Source organism: Rhizohabitans arisaemae (assembly GCF_025996515.1).
Lineage (GTDB): Bacteria > Actinomycetota > Actinomycetes > Streptosporangiales > Streptosporangiaceae > Rhizohabitans > Rhizohabitans arisaemae.
Map to the genome: position 1 here is coordinate 1 of NZ_BLRH01000055.1, position 23291 is coordinate 23291.

The window sequence follows — 23291 nt, forward strand, 5'->3', positions numbered from 1 at the left end:
CCCGGCCGCCGTCTTGTAGTCCGCCACCAGCCCCCGGTACAGAGCGTTGGTGTAGGTACCGTCCGCGCCCGGCTTATCGAGCGCCTGACTGAACCTCTGCACCGCCGCGTTCACGGCCAAGCCGGTCGCCGCGACGGCGGCGCCGTGGGTGGCGACGAGCCGACTCGCGAAGGCGGCGTTCTCGACGGAGAGATGGCGGTAGCCGTTCGCCATCGACAGCCAGGCCGCGGCGTTCGGCACCACCGCCACCTGGTCCGGCCATTTGTATCTCTCCTTCCCGTACCAGCTCAGGAACCCGGCGGCACCCCCGGTCCCCCGATGTAGGTCGAGCAGCGCGACCGGGTTCGCCAGATGGTCGGCGTATCCGCCCGGGTCCGGGATCAGCGGACTTTCCATGGTTCTTTCCACCGCAGCCGAGTACACCAGGCTCGCGGCGGTCGAATAGTGTTCGTAGGTCGGAACGGGCTTCCCGCTCGCCCGCCTCAGATAGCCGTTGAGTATCGTGTTGGCGTCCTGCAAGGCGCCGTTCTGCAGCGCCTTGATGATCTCACTCGACCAGACGTCCACCTTCTGCTCGATCGTGTGCAGCTGATCCTGGATCTGGTAGAGCTGGTCGATCGTCACCTGCTGCAGTCTCAGGACCTCGCCGAACCGCGCGAGCATCTCCGTGTAGATGAGGTTGAGATTCTTGTTCACCGCGTCGAACTGCTTGATCATCGCGATGTGGAGATCGTTCACCTCCTGGCGGAGCTTGCCGAGCTCGATCAGGGTCTGCGCCTCCGCACTGGGCTGACCGGCCTGGAAGAGCGGGAGCAGCGCGCCGACCGCCCCCAGGATGTTGCCGGTGAGCACCACCGAGCCCAGCGAGAAGAGCGCGTCGCTGAATCCCTTCGCGGCGATCACCGGCAGGAAGTCGTTGATGGCGTTCGCAATCTTCAAGGCCGCGTCACTGAGGTACCGCGTCTGCTTCTCGGCCTCCTTGTCGAACCAGCCCATCACCGTGGTGGCCGCCTTGAAGCCCTCGGCGAGCCCCTTGAGTACCTCCCGGCGTTTCGCTGCGTCCTCTTCCGCCTTCTCCAAGGGCGTCTTGCAGGCCGCGGGGTTGCGCGGAGCGGGACAGGTCGGCGCCGGAGGAGCGGAGGTCTTCCAGAGGAACGCGCCGTCGTACCCGTTCTGCAGTTCGTCGATCGCGCGCACCGCGGCGTCGACGTTCTGGTTGGTCAGGGCCAGCAGATGGGCCACCCTGGCGTCGAGCGCCTGCCGGCGCCTGGGGTCGCCCGCCGGGTATTTCAGGACCTCGGTGAGGCCGGCCACCTCTTTGATCACAGGATCCGCCAGGAGGTCCTGGAGCACGGTGACGGCGGTGATCCCGGACCGGACACCGATCTGCGAGTTCCAGACCCGCACCGCGGGATGGTCGGCACCCAGCTCCTGCGCCATCCTCCGAACCCGCCCGGCGGCGAAGACGTTTAGCCCGTCCAGGAGATGTTCGATCTCCCTGCTGGTGGACGTCTGGGTGGCGAGCGCTTCGTCCCAGTTGTTGTACGGCGAGATCGGTTGCGCGCCCATCTCGACCAACCCGGCCTTGAGCGGTGCGGCGACACCCGCCATTCCCGGCAGCACCTGGCCGATCTTGGCGATCCTCCTTAGAAGATCCAGCCGGGTCTTCACTTCGGGTGCCTCCGCGAGTTTCGACGAGACCCCTGCGGAAGCGTCCTGGTACCGGCTGAGGTACTCCGCCTCGGTCAGCCCGGGAGAGGCCAGCGCGAGCGAGACCAGGTATTCACTGAGCAGCACATCGTGGCCGGCTTTGGCACTCTTCATCTGTACGGCGACGGCGTGCAGCCTGGTGGTCAGGGTCTCCAGTTCGGTGGCCGCCGGATCGGCGTGCGCCGGGGTCGCCGGCGCTCCTTGCACGAGTGTCGCCGTGAGCACGACGGCCATCGCCGTCGCGGTCCACCGGCGGAGCCGGCCGCGCCATCCCGGGTGGGGTGGCGCGCCGTACCTTCTCCGTCTCGACCTCAATGAGGGTCCTCTCGTTTCGGTCCCGGCCGCGCGGCCCGGCCGGGGGGTTCGCCGGACGCCCGGCCGCCGTTTCCGGGCACGCCGCCGGACACGGCCCTCCGGCCCCGTTCGAGGCGGTGGGTACGGCGACGTGGACGGGCCGGCGAGGGGCCCGGCTCCCCGGCCCCGTGACCGGGCGGGGCCGAAAGGCGGGCGGGCTGCCGCCGGACGTGCGGCTGGGTGGTTCCCGGGCGGGCACCCGGTGCGCGGCGGCGGGCTCGGTGTCGTCGGCCCGAGGTGGTCGCCGCGCTCGTGTGCGCCACCCGGTGATGAACCGCGACGGCGGGTCGCGGTGGGTGAGGGTCACGGCGGTGGACCGCGAGCGGGCCGGAGCACCGGTCGTGACCGCGGATGTCCTACCGGAGGCGAGCGTGCCCGGTGGGCGACCCGGCCGGGGGGCGTTCGTGGGGTGACCGCACGTCGCTCATAAGCATTTCCTAAAGATCGACTTGTCCACGGGCGCAGAGTCGTTCAGATCACTTGCGAGCGCCTTGGTTTTCACTGGGGATGACTGGATTTGACTCGAACACCCCGGAAAACGATCCGAATACCTGGGAAAACACGAGTCGCCGCCGCCGCGGAACAATCCGCGACGACGGCGACCCGCCGTTCGAACTCAGCTTTGGGCAAGCAGAAAGCGCATAATTTACTGCATGATGCCGCCCTGACGGTGGAAGTTTGCCTCACCCGCCGCGTCGATCCGGGCCACTCCGTCGAATTCCATCGAATCGGCGGGACTTGACTGCGGCGCGCAGTGTGATTTAGGTCGCTTGCAGGGATCTTGGTTCTTACTGGTGCCGACTGGCAATGACTAGTACCGACTGTTCCGATACGAATACCATGGAAAATCCAATTCGATTACCTCGGAAAACACGAGTCGCCGCCGCCACGGAACAATCCACGACGACGGCGACCGGCCGCTCGAACTCAGCTTTGGGCAAGCAGAGAGCGCAAAACGTACTGCATGATACCGCCGTGGCGGTAGTAGTCCGCCTCACCCGGCGTGTCGATCCGGACCACCGCGTCGAACTCCGCCGAACCGGCGCGGACCTTGACGGTGGCGGGTATCCGGCCCTCGTTCAGCTCCTCGATCCCGACGATCTCGAAGGTCTCCTCCCCGGTCAGGCCGAGCGACTCCGCGCTCTGCCCGGCGGGGAACTCCAGCGGGAAGACCCCCATGCCGATCAGGTTCGAGCGGTGGATCCGCTCGTAGGATTCGGCGATCACCGCGCGGGCGCCGAGCAGCGCGGTGCCCTTGGCCGCCCAGTCCCGCGAGGAGCCGGAACCGTACTCCTTGCCGGCCAGGACCACCAGCGGGGTGCCCGCCGCGGCGTAGTTGACCGACGCGTCGTAGATCGTGGAGACCGGGGCCCCCTCCTGGGTGAAGTCCCGGGTGAACCCGCCCTCGGTGCCCGGCGCGAGCCGGTTGCGGAGCCGGATGTTGGCGAAGGTGCCGCGGATCATGACCTCGTGGTTGCCCCGGCGCGAGCCGTAGGAGTTGAAGTCCTTGACCGCGACGCCGTTCTCCCGCAGGTAGGTCCCGGCGGGCGAGTCGGCCTTGATCGAACCGGCCGGGGAGATGTGGTCGGTGGTGACCGAGTCGCCGAGCAGGGCCAGCACCCGGGCGCCGGAGATGTCGTTCACCGGGGCGGGCGCGGCGGGCATCCCGTCGAAGTAGGGCGCCTTGCGGACGTAGGTGGAGGAGGGGTCCCACTCGAAGGTGTCCCCGGTCGGGATCGGCAGGGACCGCCAGGTCTCGTCGCCCTTGAAGACGTCGGCGTAGTCCCGGAGGAACATGTCCTTGCCGATCGAGGACCGCACGACCGCGGAGACCTCCTCCGGCGCGGGCCAGATGTCCTTCAGGAAGACGGGCTGCCCGTCGCTTCCGACCCCGAGCGGCTCGGTGTTCAGGTCCACGTCCATGGAGCCCGCCAGCGCGTAGGCGACCACCAGCGGCGGCGAGGCGAGGTAGTTCATCTTGACGTCGGGGTTGATCCGGCCTTCGAAGTTCCGGTTGCCCGAGAGCACCGCGGTGACCGCGAGGTCGTTCTCCTGGATGGCGGCCGAGATCTCCTCGGCGAGCGGCCCGGAGTTCCCGATACAGGTCGTGCAGCCGTACCCGACGAGGTTGAAGCCCAGCTTGTCGAGGTAGGGCGTGAGCCCGGAGCGCTCGAAGTAACCGGTGACCACCTGGGAGCCCGGCGCGAGCGAGGTCTTCACCCAGGGCTTCACGGTGAGCCCCTTGTCGACGGCGTTCTTGGCCAGCAGCGCCGCGCCGATCATGACGTAGGGGTTGGACGTGTTCGTACAGGAGGTGATCGCGGCGATCACCACGGCGCCGTGGTCCAGCTCGAAGGTGCCGCCGTCGGCGAGGGTCACCTTGCACGTCCGGTGCGGACGGCCGTTCGGCGAGATGGACGGGGCGTCGGAGGCGGGGAAGCTCTCCTCGCCGGCCTCGTCGTCGGAGACGTAGTTCAGGACGTCGTGCCGCCAGGTCGTCTTGGCCGCGGTGAGGGCGATCCGGTCCTGCGGGCGCTTGGGCCCGGCGATGGACGGGACGACGGTGGCCAGGTCGAGCTCCAGGTACTCGGAGTACTCCGGCTCGTTGGCGGGGTCGTGCCAGATGCCCTGGGCGCGGGCGTAGGCCTCGACGAGCGCGAGCTGCTCGGGGCTGCGGCCGGTCAGCTCCAGGTAGGACAGGGTCTCCTCGTCGATCGGGAAGATCGCGCAGGTGGAACCGAACTCGGGGCTCATGTTGCCGATCGTGGCCCGGTTGGCGAGCGGCACGGAGGAGACGCCGTCGCCGTAGAAGTCCACGAACTTGCCGACCACACCGTGCTTGCGCAGCATCTCGGTGATGACCAGGACCAGGTCGGTCGCGGTGGCGCCGGGCGGGAGCTGACCGCTCAGCTTGAAGCCGACGACCCGCGGGATGAGCATCGAGATGGGCTGGCCGAGCATGGCGGCCTCGGCCTCGATCCCGCCGACGCCCCAGCCCAGGACGCCCAGGCCGTTCTCCATGGTGGTGTGGGAGTCGGTGCCGACGCAGGTGTCCGGGTAGGCCTTGCCGTCGCGAACCATGACCACCCGGGCCAGATGCTCGATGTTGACCTGGTGGACGATACCGGTGCCCGGCGGCACCACCTTGAACTCGTCGAACGCGGTCTGCCCCCAGCGCAGGAACTGGTAGCGCTCGCGGTTGCGCTCGTACTCCCGCTCGACGTTGCGCGCGAAGGAGTCGGGCCCGCCGAAGAAGTCGACGATGACCGAGTGGTCGATGACGAGCTCCGCGGGCGCGAGCGGGTTGATCTTCGCCGGGTCGCCGCCGAGGTCGCGGACCGCTTCGCGCATGGTGGCGAGGTCGACCACGCAGGGCACGCCGGTGAAGTCCTGCATGATCACACGGGCGGGCGTGAACTGGATCTCCACGCTGGGCGCGGCCTTGGGGTCCCAGGCGCCGAGCGCCCGGATGTGCTCGGCGGTGATGTTGGCGCCGTCCTCGGTGCGGAGAAGGTTCTCCAGCAGGATCTTCAAGCTGTACGGGAGGCGCCCAGAGCCCTCGACGGCGTCCAGCCTGTAGATCTCATACGACGCGTCGCCCACGCGCAGCGTGTCACGGCTGCCAAAGCTGTTCGCGGACACGAGTGTTCGCCTCCCTGAATGACGTCTTGGTCTCGCTATCCTCCCGCACCGCGGGGAACGCCGATTCAGTTAGGCACGCCTAACCTGCCGCCCCTCCCCCGAGGTGTCTTGATGTCAAGATATCTCCAAAGTATCTCGACATCAAGCTACCGCGTGGGCGAGCGGGCGTGATCGCAGGTCAGACGGCCGTGAAGGACGGGTAGAGGCGCCAGACGAGCAGACCGACGACGGCGATCGACAGGATCGGGGCCAGGATCTTCATCTCGAACTTCTGCCCGGTCTTGATTCCGATCTTGTACGGCAGCAGCCAGCGGCCCTTGATCGGCCAGAGCACCGGACATCCGCGCTCGGTGAGGCAGTCCCCCACCACGTGCGCCAGGCAGCCGACGCCGATCGCGACGCCGAGCCAGTCGTAGCGCACGCCGATCAGCATGAACGCGCCCAGCGCCCCGGCGGCGAGGACGACGTTGATCGCGGCCGAGGCGAGCCGCTTCTTGGGGATCCCGATCCCGATCGCCCGGAACGCCAGCCCGATCATCAGGAAGACCACGACGTCACTCGCGACCTTCGAGTACGAGGCGAGCAAGTGCGCGCCGAAACCCATCAGCGCCGCGAAGAGGATCGAGTGGGTGGCGTTGCGGTGGCCGCCGCTCACCCAGTTCACCGCCTTGCTGAGCGCCCAGGTCACCGGGCCGAACGTCTGCGCGATGGTGGCGGACGGATGGTCGAGGTCGGGGAGCATCGCCGCACCGGCGCAGACCAGCGCGCCGGCGACCAGTTCGGCGGGTCCGACCGGCATCCCGGTCATGGTCAGCGCCGGCACCCCGGCCAGCCACACGAGTGCCCCGCTGAGCGCGTGGCTGTGCCCCATCATGCGGAGCCCCGGACAGCCGAATCACACAATGTCATGATCAGGGATGTTAACGAAATCAGGCCGTCCGGACGCGCGGCACACCCGATGAGACAAGGCTTTTCGTCGTCGGCCCACCGGATCGGGGCCGGATTCCCGGGACCGCTTCCGGCACCTGACGGCCGGATCCCGGAGCAGGACGGCCGGACAACGGAACGGTCCTAAACCCACCCATTTCGGTGCGGCGTGATTACCCCGTCACGAAAGCGACCCCCCAGCCCTCTCGCGACGGGGCAACCCCGCACGTTTGGTCAAACGCCATGTGCTCCCGGCTAGTTCCCGCTTCCAAAAGAAATTTCAAGATTTATCTGGCCGGGCTGTCCAGGGCCGGGACACACCCGTGCCGGCAGACCTGTGAACTTCTCCAGTAAGCCGGCGGGACCGGCACGCGCCCCCTCAAACACCCAGCTCACACCGTATGTCCTCGGATCCGGCCCACCCTCGGCGACCCGGGCCCGGCCGGGCGGGGCGGGCACCGCGTCCGGCGCCGTGCGCCGGATCACATCTCCGGCGGCATTGCACACCGACATGTAGCGATATATCGTTGAAGTACCGGTGAAAGTCATAGAGATTCCTAAGAAGGAGGATCCGGTGGGCGCATCACATACGATGGGCGGCTCCGCCCGGCACTGCCGGGGAGGCTTTGTATTCGGCCGGATAGCCGAGGAGGTTTTGACAGCGATGACCCGAGGAGGCTTCCAAGGACGGGGCAAGGGTGGCTTCGAAGGGGGGCCGTGGCACCACATCGGCCAGTTCTTCAACCAGGGCCCCGGATTCCCGTTCGGCGGCGGCCCGCCGTTCGCCCGGGGACGCAAGGCCAAGCGCGGCGACGTCCGCGCCGCGATCCTGGCCCTCCTGGCCGAGGAGCCCCGGAACGGCTACCAGATCATCCAGGAGATCGGCGAGCGGAGCCACGGAGCCTGGCGGCCGAGCCCCGGCGCGGTCTACCCGGCCCTGCAGCAGCTCGCCGACGAAGGCCTGGTGATCGCGGCCGAAGGCGAGGGCCGCAAGACGTTCCGGCTCACCGAGGCCGGCCAGGCCTACGTCGCCGAGCACGCCGACGAGGTGAACGCGCCGTGGGAGGCGATGACCCCGCACATCGACGAAGGCGTCTTCGGGCTCTTCGACCTCGCCCGGCAGGCGGGCGCGGCGATGGTCCAGGTGGCGCACAGCGGAAACGAAAGCCAGGTTGAGCAGGCCAAGCAGGTGCTGATCGAAACCCGGCGCAAGCTCTACCAGATCCTGGCCGACGGGGGCGACCAGGAATGATCCCGGCCGATCGGCACGACGACCTCCGGGTCGGGGACGCCGAGCGGGACGCCGTGGTCGCGGCCCTGCAGGAGCACTTCGCCCAGGGCCGCCTGACCGCCGACGAGCTCGACGAGCGGGTCGCGGCGACGCTTTCCGCCAAGACGGCCGGGGCGCTCCGTGAGATCACCCGCGACCTGCCCGGGCCGGAGCAGGCGCCCCACCGTCCCGAGCACCCGATCCACCGCGCCCAGGTTCCGCACCGCCGTCCGGGTGGGACCGGACGTCACCGGGGGGCGCCCTGGCTTATCCTCCTCATCCTGTTCGTCATCGGGGTCTCCGCCGGATTCAAAGGCCTGCTGATACTGGGCGTGATCGCCGCCGTCGTCCGACTCGCGGCCCACCGCCGGCACATGCGTCCCGGGGGACCGTGCCGCCGACTGGGCTCAAGGCCCCACCTGACCTGACCGCCGCTCCCGCACCGCGCGACCGGGGAACCCACCGGGGGACCACCACTCCCCCGGTTCGGGGTTCGGCCCCCACGGCGATCCGACGACGACCTCACAGAGTTCGACGACCGCGCGGACGTCAAGGTGATCGTTGCGAAGTGCGCTCCCCAGATGGTGCGGACAACACAACGATCACCCGAGGCAAGGCACACAACCCACCTGTACCCTCACCGTGTTTCGCGGGTTCCCGACGGGCTTGTCCGGCCCTCGTGTCGGTCGTGCTCGCGGCCTGAGCCGCCCCAGCCCGCACCCCGGCCGGAACGGCCCGCACCAGGCCGCACCCAATCCATCCGGGATCGCCGCATCCCCGCCGTACCACCCCCAGGCCGTACGCCCACCGCGACCCGGTCCCTGAATTTCAGATGATCATTGCGCTGTCCGCACCCCCCAGGGTGCACACACCACAACGATCACCCGCACAACCCAGGCACCAGCCCCACCCCGACCAAGAACCCATGATCATTGCGCTGTCCGCACCCCCCACGGTGCACAGACCACAACGATCACCTGTACGACCCGGGGGCGGGCCAAAGCCTCACCAGCGGAGCAAAGCCGCCACACCGTCGTGCCCGGCGATCGGCTCGGCCGCGGGCTCCTCCAGCATCGTCACCTGGGCGGACTCCCCCAGGGCGAGCTCGATCATGCGTTCCCCCAGCCGGCTCTCCGGGATCAGCTCGGCCGCCGCCGCGCCGGGCGGGACCTCACCGCGGGGGGACAGGCGTCCGTCGGGCGCCCTGCTGCCCGCCCACTCCATCGCCTCGTCGAGCAGCAGGTGGGCGACCCGTCCCTGCTGGAGCGCGCCCAGGGTGTCCCCCAGGCCGACCGTGCCCGGTCCCCCGGCCAGGGCGACGTCCCGTACGGCGACCGCGAAGTCACGGGCCTGCGTCAGCCGTACCGACTCCATCTCCGGCGCCACGGCCTCGGCGAGCCTGGGCGCGGGCAGGGTCTCCACCACCTGGGAGAGCCGGACGATCTCACGGTGGCCGTTCTGCGGCAGCCCGGCGACCACGGCCTCGACCAGGCGCGGGTCGCCGGTGACCACGAGCATCTCCCATTCCAGTTCCTCGGCCCGCCGGTCGATCCGCGGGCCGAGGGAGGCCAGGAAGCGCAGCGTGTTCTCGTCGACCCGGCGGTCGAAGCCGTCGCGCTGGGACGCCGAGCGCTGACCGAGCCCGGGGTTGTCCGCGCGGGGCCCCTGCTTGCGCCGCCAGTCGTCGGTGTCCAGGTCGAAGGCGATCGTCTCGACGTCTCGGGCGAGCCCGAAACGCTGGTCGACCAGGCGGACCCCCGCCCTGGAGACGGCGGCCACCCCGGCGGGGGCGCCGGCCGTGGTGGCGGCCACCAGCGGGCGGACGTATGCGGTGGGTTCGATGACGGCGAGGTCGCCGAGCGGCATCTGCAGCGTCAGGGTGCGCAGCTCGTCGCGGCCGATCGTCGCGAAGAGCGCCCGGCCGAGCCCGGGCTCGCTCGCGTCGACCAGCCGGTCGATCTCGGGCTTCAGGGCGTCCAGCCGGGACAGGACCGTGGACTTGTGGTCCCGGTAGCCGTCGGCGGCGACCCGCTCGCGCAGCGCGGCGAGTTCGTGGGCGATCCGCAGACCCCAGGCGGGCCGGGTCGTCCCGGCCTCCCGCGGATCGGTCGTGACGTAGACGGACAGCACCCCGAGGTCGTCCGTGAGCGCCGCGAGATCACGAACCGTGGTCTGATTGAGAATCACGCTCATTCCCCCTTTGTGGCGCTCTTCCCCTTTGTGCCGATTCTGCCTGGACATCAGCCCCAAATCATGACGAAACCGCTTAAATAGCACGTGCTGATATCCACGCCAAGAATCTACGGGTGGACCGTCCGCCGCGACATGCATAAGGATCTTGAAAGCGGGCAGCCGTGACCGGGTGACGCCGGGTGCGGCTCGGTAACCCACCCACATCCACGCCGCACCCGGCGACCCGCCACGGCCGTCAGCCGAGCTTGGACATGACCTCCGCGGCGATGAGCTCCACGTGGTCGTGGTCCGACATGTCGAGCACCTGAAGGTAGATCCGCGACGCCCCGATCTCGGCGAGCCGCCCGATCTTGTCGACCAGCTCGTCCGGCGTCCCGGCCAGGCCGTTCTCCCGGAGTTCGGCCGGTTCCCGCCCGATCGCCGCCGCCCGGCGCGCCACCTCGGCCTCGTCCCGCCCGCAGCAGACCACCTGAGCCGCCGAGTAGACCAGGGAGCGTCCGGTGGACTCGCATGCTTGCCGCACCCGGGCGAAGGCGGCGTCGACCTCGTGGACCTGGCGGAACGGGACGTTGTACTCGTCCGCGTAGGTGGCGGCGATCCGCGGGGTACGGCGGGCGCCGACCCCGCCCACGATGATCGGCGGCCGGGGGCTCTGCACGGGCTTGGGCAGCGCAGGGGAGTCCGCCAGCCGATAGTGGGAGCCCTCGAAGGAGAAGGTCTCGCCCGGCGGTGTCTCCCAGAGCCCGGTGACGATCTCCAGCTGCTCCTCCAGGCGGGCGAACCGGACCCCCTGCGCGGGGAAGGGGATCCCGTAGGCCGTGTGCTCGGCCTCGTACCAGCCCGCCCCCAGCCCGAGCTCGACCCGGCCGCCGCTCATCCGGTCCACCTGGGCGACGGTGATCGCCAGGGGTCCGGGGAGCCGGAAGGTGCCGGCCGAGACCAGGGTCCCCAGGCGGATCGTGCTCGTCTCGCGGGCGAGTCCGGCGAGGGTGATCCACGTGTCGGTCGGTCCGGGATCGGGGTCCACCCCTCCCATGTGGAGGTAGTGGTCAGACCGGAAGTAGGCGTCGAATCCCAGCCGTTCTGCCACCTTGGCCAAGGCCAGCTGATCGTCGTATGTGGCGCCCTGCTGCGGCTCGGTGAAGATCCTCAAATGCATGGATCAATCATGCACTTTCTCGATACCCCGGACACAGCAGGGGAACCCCATTCACAACCGCGGACGCCTTGATAAGGTATACGTCAAGTAATCGATCAGTCACTCTCGGGAGCGCCATGTCGCCCAGGAGACTCGGAGCGGACGGCCGGGCGCCGCGTTCGCTGGTCATACTCGCGGCGTCAGGGCTCGTCCTCGTCACCTCCGTCGCGATCTGGGCGCTCCCCGGCGCCGGGCCGGACGACCGCCCCCTCGGCGGGCCGGGACGGGTCGCGGCGTCCACGACCCCCACGCCCAGGGTGACGGCCGGACCCACACCGCCCGTCCGCCCGTCGGGCTTCATCGGCTTCGTCAACGCCGTGAAGAACCCCCGTTACGACCTCCCGAGCACCGCGCGGCGCACCGGGGCCCGCTGGTTCACCCTCGGCTACATCACCGCCCTGCGTGACGGGTGCGCCCCCACCTGGGCGGGCATGCCGGACAACCCCGTACTCAAACGGGTCGAGCCGCTGCGCGCGATGGGCGGCGACGCCGGTCTGGTCTTCGGCGGGCCGGGCGGGCCCGAGCTCGCCCAGACCTGCAAGGACGTCCGGCGCCTGACCGCCGCCTACCGGGCGGCCGTCGACGATCCGAAGGTCCGGCACATCGACTTCGAGGTGACCGACTCGTTCGACCTGGACGCGGTCCGCCGCAGGGCCAGGGCCGTCGCCGCCCTCCAGCGGGAGCGCCCCCTGCAGGTGACCTTCACCCTGCCCGCGACGCGGGACGGACTCGACCCCGACGACCTGCGGATGCTCGGCCTCACCCGGGCCGCCGGGGTGAACGTCTCCGCCGTCAACCTGCTCTCCTCCCCGCCCCTGGCCCTGGTGCTCAAGGGCGCCCAGGCGGCCCATCGCCAGGTGTCCCGGGCCCTGCGGCTGCCCGGCGGCCCGGCCTGGCAGCGGATCGGGCTCACCCCGGTGCTGGCCGGTCCCGCGGACCTGGGCGTGCCGGAGGCCGAGCGGCTCGTCGGCTTCGCCACCTCCCACGGCCTCGCCTGGCTCTCCCTGCGCGGCGCCCGGCCCACCGACGAGGTCGCCCAGATCCTGCTTACCGCCTCCCGCCGGACCTGACCCCCGTCCGGGTACGGCGACGCGGAAACCGCACCCCGTGTCCCCCGGTTCACCGGCCCCTCTTCATTCCCAAAAGGGAAATTTGGCGTCATAACCCCATATGTGTAATGACATATAGATCTCTAATGCCGTGTCGTGACTGGTAACCGCCACTCAATGTGCGGCATGCTAAGCCCGTTTGGAGTGTCCCGGCAGGCGGGCCTCCAGGGGATCACTCTGTCGGCGAGGAGTGCCACGCACCATGGCCAGATTCAATCCGGCACCGGGCTGGCCCACCCCACCACCGGGCTGGGAGCCGCCACCGGGCTGGCGCCCGGATCCCGACTGGCCGCCGGAGCCCCCCGGCTGGCGGTTCTGGATCGAGGACGACGAGGAGCCCGCGGGGCCCGAGCCGGTATCGGACACCCTGCTGCTGGACGCGGCCTTCGAGCCGCCGAACCCGGCGCCGCCGGCGGAACCCGCGCCGACCCCGCGCAAGCCGTACCGGGCCCTGTCCCGCGAACTCAGGATCGCGCTCTCCGTCGCGCCCGTCGTCGCCCTGCTCGTCCTGCTCGGCTCGATGGTCGTCGCCGCCGCCTCGTCGGTGACCCCCGTCGCCCAGCAGGAGAAGCTGGCCCCGATCCCGGGGCCGACCACCTACGCCGACGACTCCCTCTGGACCGACGAGCCGGCCGTCCCGGCGGCCACACCCACGCCCACCCCGGCGCCGGTGTACACCCCGACTCCCCCGCCGTACACCCCACCGGCGGTCACCACCCCGGCACCCGTCACGCCCACACCCACGCCCACGCCAGCGCGCACCACTCCCACCCCGCCCCGCAGCCCGGCCCCGACCCCGACCCCGACACCGTCGCCGTCCGCCACCCCGACCACCACTCCCACCCCCACGCCCGGCCAGGCCGCCGTCCACGAAGGCCGCGGCGACAAGGTCGTCCAAATCCAGCTGACCGGCCCGTCCCTGCTGGCCCTCACCCACGACGGCTCGCAGAACTTCACCGTGCACACGCTCAACGCGAGCGGCGGCAAGCAGGACCTGCTGGTCAGCGCCACCGGTTCCTACTCGGGCACCCGCCCGGTGAAGGCGACCGGACCCGCGCTCCCCGGCTCCCTCAACATCCGCGCCGACGGCGCCTGGAAGATCACCGTCAAGCCCCTCGACTCGGCCCGGACCTTCACGGGGACCTCGCTGACCGGCCGGGGGGACGACGTCGTCCGGATCAGCCCGGCGACCACGACCCAGGTCACCCTGGCGGTCGCCCACACGGGCACGCGCGAGTTCGTCCTTTCCGGCGGCGCCGAGCAGAGCGTCCTGCTCACCGCGACCGGCAATCACACCGGCGACGTCACCGTGCCCGCGGGCACCGAGTACCTCACCGTACGCGCCGACGGCGACTGGACCCTCACCCGCCGCTGACCCGGGCCACGGCACCGCGGCGCGGGGGCGTCCCCGCGACCGCGGTACCGGTCTCTCAGCCCCGCCTCAGCAGCGCCACGCATTCGACGTGGTGGGTCATGGGGAAGGCGTCGAAGGCCCTGAGGTCGGCGAGCGGGTAGCCGCGCTCGGCGAACCAGGCGAGGTCGCGGGCGAGGGTCGCCGGGTCGCAGGAGATGTAGACGATCCGGCCGGGGGCGATCCGGGCGATCCCGTCCACCACCGTGCGGCCCAGCCCGGCCCGGGGCGGGTCCGCCACGATGAGATCGGCCGAGCCCTCCTCCCGCGCCGCGAGGGAGTCCTCCACCCTGCCGCGTTCGATCCGGACCTGGGGAAGGTCACGCAGATTGTGCTTGGCGTCCCGGACGGCGGCGGGATCCGACTCGACCCCCGTCACGCGCCCGGTGGAACCGACGGCCTCGGCGAGCGCCGCGGTGAACAGCCCGGCCCCGCAGTACAGGTCCAGCGCGGTCTCCCCCTCCTGGAGCTGTCCCATGGCAAGGAGCGCCTCCCGGAGGGTCGCCGCCGCGCCGGGGTGAACCTGCCAGAAGCCGATGCCGCTGACCCGGAACGACCGGCCGGCCACCGTCTCGACGACGGATCCGCGCCCCCGGACCTGACTGACCCTGCCGCGCCCCTCGTCGACGAGGACGGCGGCCTCGGCGTCGAGCTGCGGCAGGGTGACCTGGCGCCGGCCCTTGGGGTTGACCACCACGGCCCGATCCCCCGTCGAGGACGCGATCACCTCGACCGTCGCCGCGCCGCGCCACCGCCGGCGTTCCACGCCGACCGCCTCGACCTCGTCGTGGGCGATCATGCACTCGTCGACGGGCTCGACCGTGTGGGACCGGTGCCGCCGGAGGCCGACCACGCCGTCCGGCCGTACCGCGAACTGGACCCGGGTCCGCCACCCGAGTCCTTCGGGCGCCCCGGGCACCTCCTCCACGACGACCTTCCAGTCGAGATGGGCCAGCCGCTTGAGCTGCTCCTCCACCACGGCGGCCTTCAGCCCCCGCTGGGCCGGGAGCGCGACGTGCTGCCAGTCGCAGCCGCCGCACCGCCCGGGGCCGCTGAACGGGCAGGGCGCGACCACCCGGTCGGGGGACGGCCGGAGGATCTCCACGGCGTCCGCGCGGAGGAAGCGGGGCGCGCGGCCCGTTTCCGCGTCCGGCTCGTCCAGGATCTCGGCCAGCACCCGCTCGCCGGGGAGGGTGTGCCGGACGAACACCACCTGTCCCTCGTGGCGCGCGACACACCAGCCCCCGTTCGCGACGGGTCCAACCTCAAGCTCGATCATCGGTTTACTCGCTCCTCGGTACGCGTCTCGCCGTACGGCCTGCGAACTGCCCCCGGCGCTAACGGCTCGGGACGGCCCTTGAGCCGGTCCGACGAGGCGAGCTGCCACGGCACACTGATCACCATGATGCCGGGCGTGAAGAGGAGACGTCCCTTCAGCCGCAGGGCACTCTGGTTGTGGAGCAGATGCTCCCACCAGTGTCCCACGACGTACTCGGGGATGTAGACGGCGACCACGTCCCGGGGCGATCGGCGCCGTACCGACTTGACGTAGTCCAGGATCGGTTTGGTGATCTCCCGGTACGGCGAGGCCAGGATCTTCAAGGGGACGGGGACTCCCCGGCGGTCCCACTCCTCCTGCAGCGCGCGCGACTCCTCGTGGTCCACCGCGACGGAGATGGCCTCCAGGGTGGAGGGCCTGGTCGCCCGTGCGTAGGCGAGGGCCCGCATGGTGGGCTTGTGCACCTTGGAGACGAGCACGATCGCGTGTGTGCGGGCCGGGAGCATGGTGTCGTCCTCCTCCGCGGGCACCTCCAGCTCCACCGACACCTGGGTGTAGTGGCGGTTGATCCCCTTCATCATGAGGAAGAGCATCGGCATGGCGATGCAGACGATCCACGCGCCGGGGATGAACTTGGTGATCAGCACCACCACGAGCACCAGACCGGTCATCAGCGCGCCGAACCCGTTGATCAACCGGATCCGCATCATCCGGTGGCGTTCCTTGGCGTCGGTCTCGGTCCGCAGCAGCCTGGTCCAGTGCCGGACCATACCGGTCTGGCTGAGGGTGAAGGAGACGAACACCCCCACGATGTACAGGTTGAGGAGTTTGCTCACGTCGGCGTCGAACACCCAGATGAGCAGGCAGGCGAAGGCCGCCAGCATGACGATGCCGTTGGAGAAGGCAAGCCGGTCGCCCCGGGTGTGCAGCTGGCGGGGGAGGTAGCGGTCCTGCGCCAGGATCGAGCCGAGCACCGGGAATCCGTTGAAGGCGGTGTTGGCCGCGAGGAAGAGGATGAGCGCGGTCACCGCGGCGATCACGAAGAAGAGCACGGTGCCGTCGCCGAAGACGGCCGAGGCGACCTGGGCGATGATCGGCTGCTGGTAGTAGTCGGGACCGGCGGGCTGCCCGTTGATCAGGATGTCGGTGGCCGCGTGGGTGGGCTCGGTCACCTTCACCCCGGAGGCCAGGCCCAGCGTGATGATGCCGGAGAACATCGTGACGGCGAGCACACCCATGAGCAGCAGGGTGGTCGCCGCGTTCTTGCTCTTGGGCTTGCGGAACGCGGGCACCCCGTTGCTGATCGCCTCGACGCCGGTGAGCGCCGCGCACCCCGAGGAGAAGGCCCGGAGCACCAGGAGCGCCACGGCCAGGCCTTCCAGTCCTGTCTCCTGGGGCACGATGTCGTAGTCCTTGGTCGGCGCGACCAGCTCCTCCCCCAGGACGAAGAGCTTGAAGAAGCCCCAGAGGATCATGCCGATCACGGCCACCATGAACGCGTAGGTCGGGAACGCGAAGGCCATCCCGGACTCGCGGATCCCGCGGAGGTTCATCAGGGTGAGCAGGACGACGATGCCGATCGCGACCAGCGGCTTGTTCTCCGCCACGAACGGAATCGCCGCGCCCACGTAGTCGACCCCGTTGGCGACCGACACCGCGACCGTGAGGACGTAGTCCACCAGGAGCGCGCTGGCCACGGTCAGACCGGCGTTCTTGCCCAGGTTCTCGTTGGCGATCTCGTAGTCGCCGCCCCCGCTGGGGTAGGCGTGCACGTTCTGCCGGTAGGAGGCGACCACGGTCAACATGATCACGACGACCCCGGCCGCCACCCACGGGCTGTAGTGGAAGAGGGTGACCCCGGCGATCGAGAGGATGACGAGAATCTCCTGCGGGGCGTACGCCACCGAGGAAAGCGCGTCGCTGGCGAACACCGGGAGCGCGATGCGTTTGGGCAGCAGTTGATCGTGGAGCTGGGTGCTGCGCAGCGCCCGCCCCAGAACCACCCGTTTAACAAGATCCGTCACCTTGGACACGACTCACGATGCTAGTCGGGCCGGACGCTCGGCACGGCATCGGCACACACGATGCCGAATCGATGCGGTCAGAGATGCGGTAAGAGTAGACAGACGAGCGTGTAGTCTGCGGCGGACCCTGAGGTGCGAAAGGACGGCCGTGCATATCGTAATCATGGGATGCGGGCGCGTCGGCTCGACGCTGGCCCACATCCTGGAGGACAACGGTCACTCCGTGGCGATCATCGACCGCGACCCGTCGGCGTTCCGGCGCCTGCGGGCGGGTTTCCGCGGACGCCGCGTGACCGGCATAGGTTTCGACCGGGATGTACTCGTCGACGCCGGAGTGGAGAACGCCAGCGCGTTCGTCGCGGTGAGCAGCGGAGACAACTCCAACATCATCTCCGCCCGGGTGGCCCGGGAGACCTTCGGCGTGGAGAACGTGGTGGCGCGGATCTACGACTCGCGCCGGGCCGAGGTCTACCAGCGCCTCGGCATCCCGACGGTGGCCACCGTACGCTGGACCGCCGACCAGATCCTGCGCCGGGTCCTGCCCGAGGGGGCCGAGCCGCTGTGGCGGGACCCGACCGGCACGGTCGTCCTCGCCGAGGTCACCGTGGAGCCGAGCTGGATCGGCACCGACGTGAGCCGGGTCGAGGAGCATTCCGACGCCCGGGTCGCCTTCATCAACCGCATGGGCGAAGCCTTGATCCCCGACTCCGAGAGCGTCGTCCAGGACGGGGACATCCTCCACGTCATGGCCGTCGAATCCGACCTGGAGCGCATCATCGAGCTGCTCTCCGCCAAATACGAGGGGGGCCACTGATGCGCGTCGCCATCGCCGGCGCGGGTGCCGTCGGCCGGTCCATCGCCGTCGAGCTCCTGGAGAACGGCCACGAGGTCCTGCTGATCGACAAGGACCCGGCGGCCATCAAGATCGACTCCGTCCCCAGGGCCGAATGGCTGCTCGCCGACGCCTGCGAGATCTCCTCCCTGGACGAGGCCGGGCTCAACCAGTGCCACGTCGTCATCGCCTCCAGCGGGGACGACAAGGTCAACCTGGTCGTCTCCCTGCTGGCCAAGACCGAGTACGGCGTGCCCCGCGTGGTCGCCCGGATCAACCACCCGAAGAACGAGTGGCTCTTCAACGAGTCCTGGGGTGTGGACGTGGCCGTCTCGACCCCGCGGCTGCTCTCCGCGCTCGTGGAGGAGGCGGTCTCCGTCGGGGACCTGGTCCGGCTGATGACGTTCCGCCAGGGCGAGGCGAACCTCGTCGAGCTCACCCTGCCCGAGGACGCCCCCGTGGTGGGTCAGCGGGCCGGCTCGGTCCCGTGGCCGCGCGACTCCGCCCTGGTGGCCATCCTCCGGGAGGGACGGGTGCTCGTCCCGACGGCCGACGACCCCCTGGAGGCCGGAGACGAGCTCCTCTTCGTCGCCAACCAGGCGGTCGAAGACGAACTGGCCAACCTCCTCTCCCCCCGCTGACCGACCCCACCCCACAGGCCCGGGCGCCACGACCCCGGGCCTGTACGGGCTGCGCCACTCACCGGCCGTCCCGCGCCGTCCGCGCAAGACCGCTCTGCGGTGCACGATGTGCCATGCGGCTCCAGGCCCTGAGAGGCTCATGGTTGCCTGCCCGCGCAACGCGGCGGTGTTCAATCTCGTGCCCGATCGGGACAGGACACCACCTCGCCGCTAGGTACATGTACACATCAGGGGCAAGGGTCACAGCCTGGAAAGCAGCCGCTCAGGTCGAGGGGGTGGCGGTGCCGGCGATGGGGGTACGGCCGCGGGCGAGCAGCCAGGCCATCGCGCCGAAGGCGGCCACCTGGAGCGGCCAGCCGAGGGCGATCTTGGCTCCGGCGAGGATGGCGACGCCCGCCTCCCAGCCGGGACCGGCGGCCAGGTAGATCGGGTACTGGACCAGGACCCGCAGGAAGCACGGGATCGCCAGCAGCCAGGTGAGCTTGGAGCAGAGCTTGACGATTCCGGGGTCGGACCGCCAGCCGGTGGGATCGCCGGTAACCGAGCCGATCAGGAAGCCCATCAGCGGCCAGCGCACCAGGATGGACAGGGTGAGCCCGGCCGCGTAGGCGGCGTTGTAGAGGATCCCGGGCAGGAAGGCGTCCTCGGCCCGGCCGGAGCGGAGCGCGAAGAACGCCGCGATGGCGATGCCGATCAAGCTGTTGATCACGAACTGGGGGGTCGACCGCTGCACGATCCGGACCGCCAGAAGGACCAGCGCGCCGGCCGCCCCGATGATGAGGGAGAGTTTCAGGTCTTTGGTGAGGAGCCAGCTCCCGGCGAACATGAGGGTCGGCACCGCCGCCTCGACGATCCCCCGGACACCGCCGAGCGCCTTGGCGAGCTGGGCCCGCACCACCGTCTCCACGGTGTCGTGCGCCAGGACCTTCTCTTCGGGGGATTCGGTGGCCTGTCCGGGCTTGCCGGGGCCTTGACCGGACGCCGCTCCGGCACCGGCGACGGACTCGGTCATTCGCCCTTCACCCCACGCAGCTCGTATCTCGGGTTGAACATCACCTTGCGGCCGTCCTGAACGCTGATCAGGCCTTCGGCCCGGATCATCCGACCGGGTTCGATCCCGGCGATCCGGCGACGGCCGAGCCAGACGAGGTCGATCACGTCTGTGCCGTCGTAGAGTTCGGCTTCCAGGGCGGGCGCGCCGCCGCGAGGACGTAGGGTCACGGTCCGAAGAGTACCGGCCACACACGACCGTTGCCGTACACCACAGGAGGCGATGGGCGTGGCTCCCGCGCGATCGGTGTCTTCCTGGAGTTCAGCGGCCTCCAGCTCCGCTTGGCTCGAGGTCAGCCGTCTGAGAAATCCACGCCATCCGCCCTGTTTAGGGGGATCTGACTGAGCACTCATGATGCTTCCAGACTATGGCATGAGCCGTCACATCAACACGTGTGTCACGCAAACCACGAAACAGCCAGAAAACCGAGATCAGGGCTCGAATCGATAGCCCATTCCGGGCTCGGTGATCAGATGCCGGGGGTGCGAGGGATCCGGTTCGAGCTTGCGGCGGAGCTGGGCCATGTAGACCCGCAGATAGTTCGTCTCGTTACCGTAGGCGGGTCCCCACACCTCCTGCAGCACCTGCCGCTGGCTCACCAGCCGCCCGGGGTTTCGCACGAGAAGCTCAAGGATCGCCCACTCCGTCGGCGTCAGCCGTACGTCGTGCCCCTCCCGGGTCACCCGCCGCGCCGCGAGGTCGACGGAGAACGCCGCGGTCTGCACGACGGGGGTCTCCGAGGCCGGGACGCCCCGCCGCACGGCCGCCCGGATCCTCGCCATCAGCTCGTCCATGCCGAAGGGCTTGGTGACGTAGTCGTCGGCGCCCGCGTCGAGCGCCTCGACCTTCTCGTACGAGCCGTGCCGGGCCGACAGCACGATCACCGGGACGGAGGTCCATCCCCGCAGCCCGCGCAACACCTCAAAACCCGAAATGTCGGGCAAGCCTAGATCGAGGATGACCACGTCGGGATGGTGGGAGGCCGCCAGCTCCAACGCGGTCCGGCCGTCCCGGGCCGCGTCCACCTCGTATCCGCGGCTGCGCAGATTGATACTGAGCGCCCGGATCATCTGCGGTTCGTCGTCCACCACCAGGACACGCGTCATCGAAACCCCTCCTGCAGCCGGGCGGAGCACCGCGGACACCGAGCACTCCCCCGCCGCCCACGGGGGAGCCGACCACGACGATCAGCGGATCTCGGTGATCTCGGGCCCCCGCTCGAACGGGTTGAGCTTGGCCCGGTTCTGCTGGGCGTTGTGCTCCTCCAGCGCCTGGAGCGCCTCGGTGGGCAGCCGCAGGCCGATGAGCTCCTTGGGCGCCATCGGCTGGGCGCCCCGGACCACCACAACCCCGGCGAAGGCGTCCTCCAGCAGGGCCGCGGCCTCCCGGTCCAGCGCCGCCTTACCGCTGATCACGCCCCGCAGGAACCACCGCGGGCCGTCCACGCCCAGGAAGCGCACCGCCTGCTCGCCGGCGTCCTCGACCGGGATCCTCGCCTCCAGCTCGGCGCCGAACGGCCCCTCCGCCTCCTCCGTCGTCCCGCCCGAGGAGGCCACCTCGTCGGCGATCTCCCTGCGCAGGTCGTCCCAGATCCCGCTCTTCTTCGGCGCGGCGAACGCCTGGATCTGGAGCGCGCTCTCCCCGGTCAGCACCGTGGCGGCGACGACCTGGTCCTCGGCGAGGTTGACCTGGACCTCGAAGTCCTGCGAGATCGGCACCCGCATCCCGCCCAGATCGATCCGGTCGTGCTCGGGCACGTCGTCGGCCTCGTCCCACGGACCCTGGGTCCGCCCGGGGGCGGCACCCTCCTGCTCCGCGGGCTCGACGATCTCCTCGCCGGGCTCCTCACGACGGCGACGTCGGAACACTACCTCACGCTCCTTGCTCCTCAAGGGCGCCCTGCGGACGACCGCGGGGCGCCGGGGTCTCTCATGGTCCGGTGGATCCGAACCCGTCCGTGCCTCGCACCGAACCGGGCAGCCGGTCGACCTCGTGGAACCTGGCCCGCTCGACCCGCTGGAACACCAACTGGGCGATGCGATCGCCCCGCGCGAGCCGTACCGGCTCCTTGAGATCGGTGTTGAGCAGCGTGACCTTGATCTCCCCGCGGTATCCGGCGTCCACGGTGCCCGGCGCGTTGACCAGGGTAACCCCCAGGCGGGCGGCGAGCCCGGACCTCGGATGCACGAACGCGGCGTATCCGTCGGGAAGCGCGATCGCCACCCCGGTCGGCACGACGGCCCGCTCGCCGGGCGCCAGCTCCACGTCGCACGCCGCGTAGAGATCGGCTCCGGCGTCCCCGGGGTGGGCGTAACCCGGCAGCGGCAGCCCGGTGTCGAGCCGGTGAATCAATACCTCAACGGTGTTCACAGGTTCACCTCAACAGTCACGAGGGCCGACCCTACCGCCTGCGCGCCGACTGGGCCCCGGTGACTCCGCCACAGATCACATCGCGTCGCCGGGTTCCGAGGATACGGCCTTGGCGGCGGCCTTGGGCCCGCCCTTGGGCGGGCCCGGCTCGGCGGCGGGCGGCGCGGGCGGTTTGGGCCCCGGGCGCTCCGGGCGCAACTCGGGCAGCGCCCGGTAGATGACCGCGGCCACCGGTACGGCCACGGCGGCTCCGGGGATGCCGGCCAGGGTGCCGCCGATCGCCAGCACGAGAATGATCGCCAGCGGGTGGAAGCGGACGGCCCGGCCCACCACCAGCGGCTGAAGCAGATGGTTCTCGATCTGCTGCTCGATGATGAGGATGCCGACGAAGACCAGGGCGAGGATCCACCCCTTGGCGCTCAGCACGATCAACGAGGCGAGGCCGCCGGCGAACAGGATGCCCACCACCGGGATGAAGCTCGCCAGGAAGATGAGGACCGCCAGCGGCGCCCAGAGCGGCACTCCCATGACCACCAGGACGATCGCCATCGCCACGCCGTGGATCGCCGCCACCGCGACCGTGCCCTGCACATAGCTGGACAGGGTCCGCCAGGCGACCCGGCCGGCCCGGTCGACCCGGGGTGCGACGCGCCCGAACGCCTTGAGGAACCACTTCCAGATCCCCGCGCCATCCTTGAGCAGGAAGAACGTGATGAACAGCACCAGGATGATGCTCGCCAGCACCTCGACCGCGACGGTCGCGCCGGTCAGCAGCTGACCCGCGATCCCGGGCTGCTCGAACTGCTTGGCCAGCTGCGCGAACCACTGCTGGAGCTGAGCCTCCTTCAGGTGGAACGGCCCGGCGGTGAGCCAGCCCTGGATGTCCTCACCCGTCTTCTGCACCTGCCTGGCGAGCTGGGGGAACTCCTCGTTGGCCCGGACCCCGATCAGCACCCCGGTCCCGATGATCACCACGAACGCGGTGAGCAGCGAGAGCCAGGTCGCGGCCATGGGCCCGAGGCCGATCCGGCGGAGCCGGCTGAACAGCGGGTAGAGGAGCCCGGTGAGCAGCAGGCCGATCGCGCAGGAGAGGAAGACGAACTTGAGGATCGAGATGACGTTGAGGAGGTAGTAGACCACCGCGCCGAGGACGAGCAGCCGCCAGCCCCAAGCCGCCATGGTCGCGAGCACGGGGGGAACAAGCGACGAGCGGCGTTCTTGATCTGGCATCACGTATCCAGACTGGCACGTTCCCGGCCCGAACGCGCGGATGGCGGCCT

Annotated in this window: 19 protein-coding genes; 6 read left to right on the forward strand and 13 right to left on the reverse strand. The window is 70.0% G+C overall.

The annotated features are described in order from the left end of the window. The 3 genes from RUR_RS26655 to RUR_RS26665 form a co-directional block, all read right to left on the reverse strand. On the reverse strand, positions 1-1944 hold a 1944-nt coding region (locus RUR_RS26655; RefSeq protein ID WP_283137945.1), incomplete at its 3' end, for a hypothetical protein. Positions 1945-2991: 1047 nt separating this feature from the next. Continuing rightward, entirely contained in the window at positions 2992-5706 is a 2715-nt protein-coding gene (acnA, locus tag RUR_RS26660) for an aconitate hydratase AcnA (protein WP_283137946.1), read from the reverse strand. 178 nt (positions 5707-5884) lie between these two features. Beyond that, entirely contained in the window at positions 5885-6580 is a 696-nt protein-coding gene (locus RUR_RS26665) for a metal-dependent hydrolase (RefSeq protein WP_283137947.1), read from the reverse strand. Between the two features lie 717 nt (positions 6581-7297). Here RUR_RS26665 and RUR_RS26670 point away from each other — a divergent pair. Continuing rightward, entirely contained in the window at positions 7298-7885 is a 588-nt protein-coding gene (locus tag RUR_RS26670; protein WP_283137948.1) for a PadR family transcriptional regulator, read from the forward strand. After that, positions 7882-8331, forward strand: coding sequence for a DUF1707 SHOCT-like domain-containing protein (locus RUR_RS26675; protein ID WP_283137949.1), 450 nt, complete (start codon positions 7882-7884; stop codon positions 8329-8331). The genes RUR_RS26670 and RUR_RS26675 overlap by 4 nt, the downstream gene beginning before the upstream one ends. A 577-nt stretch (positions 8332-8908) precedes the next feature. On the opposite strand, the gene RUR_RS26680 is transcribed toward RUR_RS26675, so the two are convergent. Beyond that, positions 8909-10096 carry a VLRF1 family aeRF1-type release factor gene (locus tag RUR_RS26680; protein ID WP_283137950.1) on the reverse strand — a complete coding sequence of 396 codons (1188 nt, stop codon included), beginning with the start codon at positions 10094-10096 and terminating at the stop codon, positions 8909-8911. 235 nt (positions 10097-10331) lie between these two features. Continuing rightward, a complete protein-coding gene (locus RUR_RS26685) occupies positions 10332-11255 on the reverse strand; it encodes an LLM class F420-dependent oxidoreductase (RefSeq protein WP_283137951.1) in 924 nt (307 codons plus the stop codon). A 116-nt stretch (positions 11256-11371) separates the two neighbouring features. Here RUR_RS26685 and RUR_RS26690 point away from each other — a divergent pair, with 116 nt between their 5' ends. Both RUR_RS26690 and RUR_RS26695 read left to right on the forward strand, forming a co-directional pair. After that, complete coding sequence (locus RUR_RS26690) at positions 11372-12364, forward strand: glycoside hydrolase family 18 protein (RefSeq protein WP_283137952.1); 993 nt, start codon at positions 11372-11374, stop codon at positions 12362-12364. Between the two features lie 241 nt (positions 12365-12605). Further along, a complete protein-coding gene (locus RUR_RS26695) occupies positions 12606-13778 on the forward strand; it encodes a hypothetical protein (RefSeq protein WP_283137953.1) in 1173 nt (390 codons plus the stop codon). Positions 13779-13833: 55 nt separating this feature from the next. On the opposite strand, the gene RUR_RS26700 is transcribed toward RUR_RS26695, so the two are convergent. Together RUR_RS26700 and RUR_RS26705 are read right to left on the reverse strand one after the other, a co-directional pair. Continuing rightward, positions 13834-15093 (reverse strand): class I SAM-dependent RNA methyltransferase, encoded by a 1260-nt coding sequence (locus tag RUR_RS26700; RefSeq protein WP_283137954.1) that lies wholly within the window; start codon positions 15091-15093, stop codon positions 13834-13836. Continuing rightward, positions 15090-17126, reverse strand: a complete 2037-nt coding sequence (locus RUR_RS26705) for an APC family permease (protein ID WP_283137955.1) — start codon at positions 17124-17126, stop codon at positions 15090-15092. The genes RUR_RS26700 and RUR_RS26705 overlap by 4 nt, the downstream gene beginning before the upstream one ends. A 139-nt stretch (positions 17127-17265) precedes the next feature. Between RUR_RS26705 and RUR_RS26710 the strand changes: the two genes are divergently transcribed. After that, a complete protein-coding gene (locus RUR_RS26710) occupies positions 17266-17931 on the forward strand; it encodes a potassium channel family protein (RefSeq protein WP_283137956.1) in 666 nt (221 codons plus the stop codon). Beyond that, on the forward strand, positions 17931-18590 hold the full coding sequence (locus RUR_RS26715) for a potassium channel family protein (protein ID WP_283137957.1): 660 nt from the start codon (positions 17931-17933) through the stop codon (positions 18588-18590). The genes RUR_RS26710 and RUR_RS26715 overlap by 1 nt, the downstream gene beginning before the upstream one ends. Before the next feature lie 262 nt (positions 18591-18852). Here RUR_RS26715 and RUR_RS26720 read toward each other — a convergent pair whose 3' ends face one another. The 6 genes from RUR_RS26720 to RUR_RS26745 all read right to left on the reverse strand — a co-directional run bounded on the left by RUR_RS26720 (position 18853) and on the right by RUR_RS26745 (position 23241). Then, on the reverse strand, positions 18853-19602 hold the full coding sequence (locus RUR_RS26720) for a DUF3159 domain-containing protein (RefSeq protein ID WP_283137958.1): 750 nt from the start codon (positions 19600-19602) through the stop codon (positions 18853-18855). Then, complete coding sequence (locus RUR_RS36870) at positions 19599-19811, reverse strand: OB-fold nucleic acid binding domain-containing protein (RefSeq protein ID WP_283137959.1); 213 nt, start codon at positions 19809-19811, stop codon at positions 19599-19601. Before RUR_RS36870 ends, RUR_RS26720 begins: the two co-directional genes overlap by 4 nt. 261 nt (positions 19812-20072) lie before the next feature. After that, positions 20073-20747 carry a response regulator gene (locus RUR_RS26730; RefSeq protein ID WP_283137960.1) on the reverse strand — a complete coding sequence of 225 codons (675 nt, stop codon included), beginning with the start codon at positions 20745-20747 and terminating at the stop codon, positions 20073-20075. 81 nt (positions 20748-20828) lie between these two features. Next, entirely contained in the window at positions 20829-21509 is a 681-nt protein-coding gene (locus RUR_RS26735) for a DUF3710 domain-containing protein (RefSeq protein ID WP_283137961.1), read from the reverse strand. Between the two features lie 61 nt (positions 21510-21570). Further along, entirely contained in the window at positions 21571-22011 is a 441-nt protein-coding gene (gene dut, locus RUR_RS26740; RefSeq protein WP_283137962.1) for a dUTP diphosphatase, read from the reverse strand. A gap of 75 nt (positions 22012-22086) precedes the next feature. Continuing rightward, complete coding sequence (locus tag RUR_RS26745) at positions 22087-23241, reverse strand: AI-2E family transporter (RefSeq protein ID WP_283137963.1); 1155 nt, start codon at positions 23239-23241, stop codon at positions 22087-22089. Between the last annotated feature and the right edge of the window lie 50 nt (positions 23242-23291).

Coding starts and splice junctions, on each gene's coding strand:
- RUR_RS26665 (WP_283137947.1), bottom strand. CDS start 6,580: ATGATGGGGCACAGCCACGCGCTCAGCGGGGCACTCGTGTGGCTGGCC.
- RUR_RS26670 (WP_283137948.1), top strand. CDS start 7,298: ATGACCCGAGGAGGCTTCCAAGGACGGGGCAAGGGTGGCTTCGAAGGG.
- RUR_RS26675 (WP_283137949.1), top strand. CDS start 7,882: ATGATCCCGGCCGATCGGCACGACGACCTCCGGGTCGGGGACGCCGAG.
- RUR_RS26680 (WP_283137950.1), bottom strand. CDS start 10,096: ATGAGCGTGATTCTCAATCAGACCACGGTTCGTGATCTCGCGGCGCTC.
- RUR_RS26685 (WP_283137951.1), bottom strand. CDS start 11,255: ATGCATTTGAGGATCTTCACCGAGCCGCAGCAGGGCGCCACATACGAC.
- RUR_RS26690 (WP_283137952.1), top strand. CDS start 11,372: ATGTCGCCCAGGAGACTCGGAGCGGACGGCCGGGCGCCGCGTTCGCTG.
- RUR_RS26695 (WP_283137953.1), top strand. CDS start 12,606: ATGGCCAGATTCAATCCGGCACCGGGCTGGCCCACCCCACCACCGGGC.
- RUR_RS26700 (WP_283137954.1), bottom strand. CDS start 15,093: ATGATCGAGCTTGAGGTTGGACCCGTCGCGAACGGGGGCTGGTGTGTC.
- RUR_RS26715 (WP_283137957.1), top strand. CDS start 17,931: ATGCGCGTCGCCATCGCCGGCGCGGGTGCCGTCGGCCGGTCCATCGCC.
- RUR_RS26720 (WP_283137958.1), bottom strand. CDS start 19,602: ATGACCGAGTCCGTCGCCGGTGCCGGAGCGGCGTCCGGTCAAGGCCCC.
- RUR_RS26730 (WP_283137960.1), bottom strand. CDS start 20,747: ATGACGCGTGTCCTGGTGGTGGACGACGAACCGCAGATGATCCGGGCG.
- RUR_RS26745 (WP_283137963.1), bottom strand. CDS start 23,241: ATGCCAGATCAAGAACGCCGCTCGTCGCTTGTTCCCCCCGTGCTCGCG.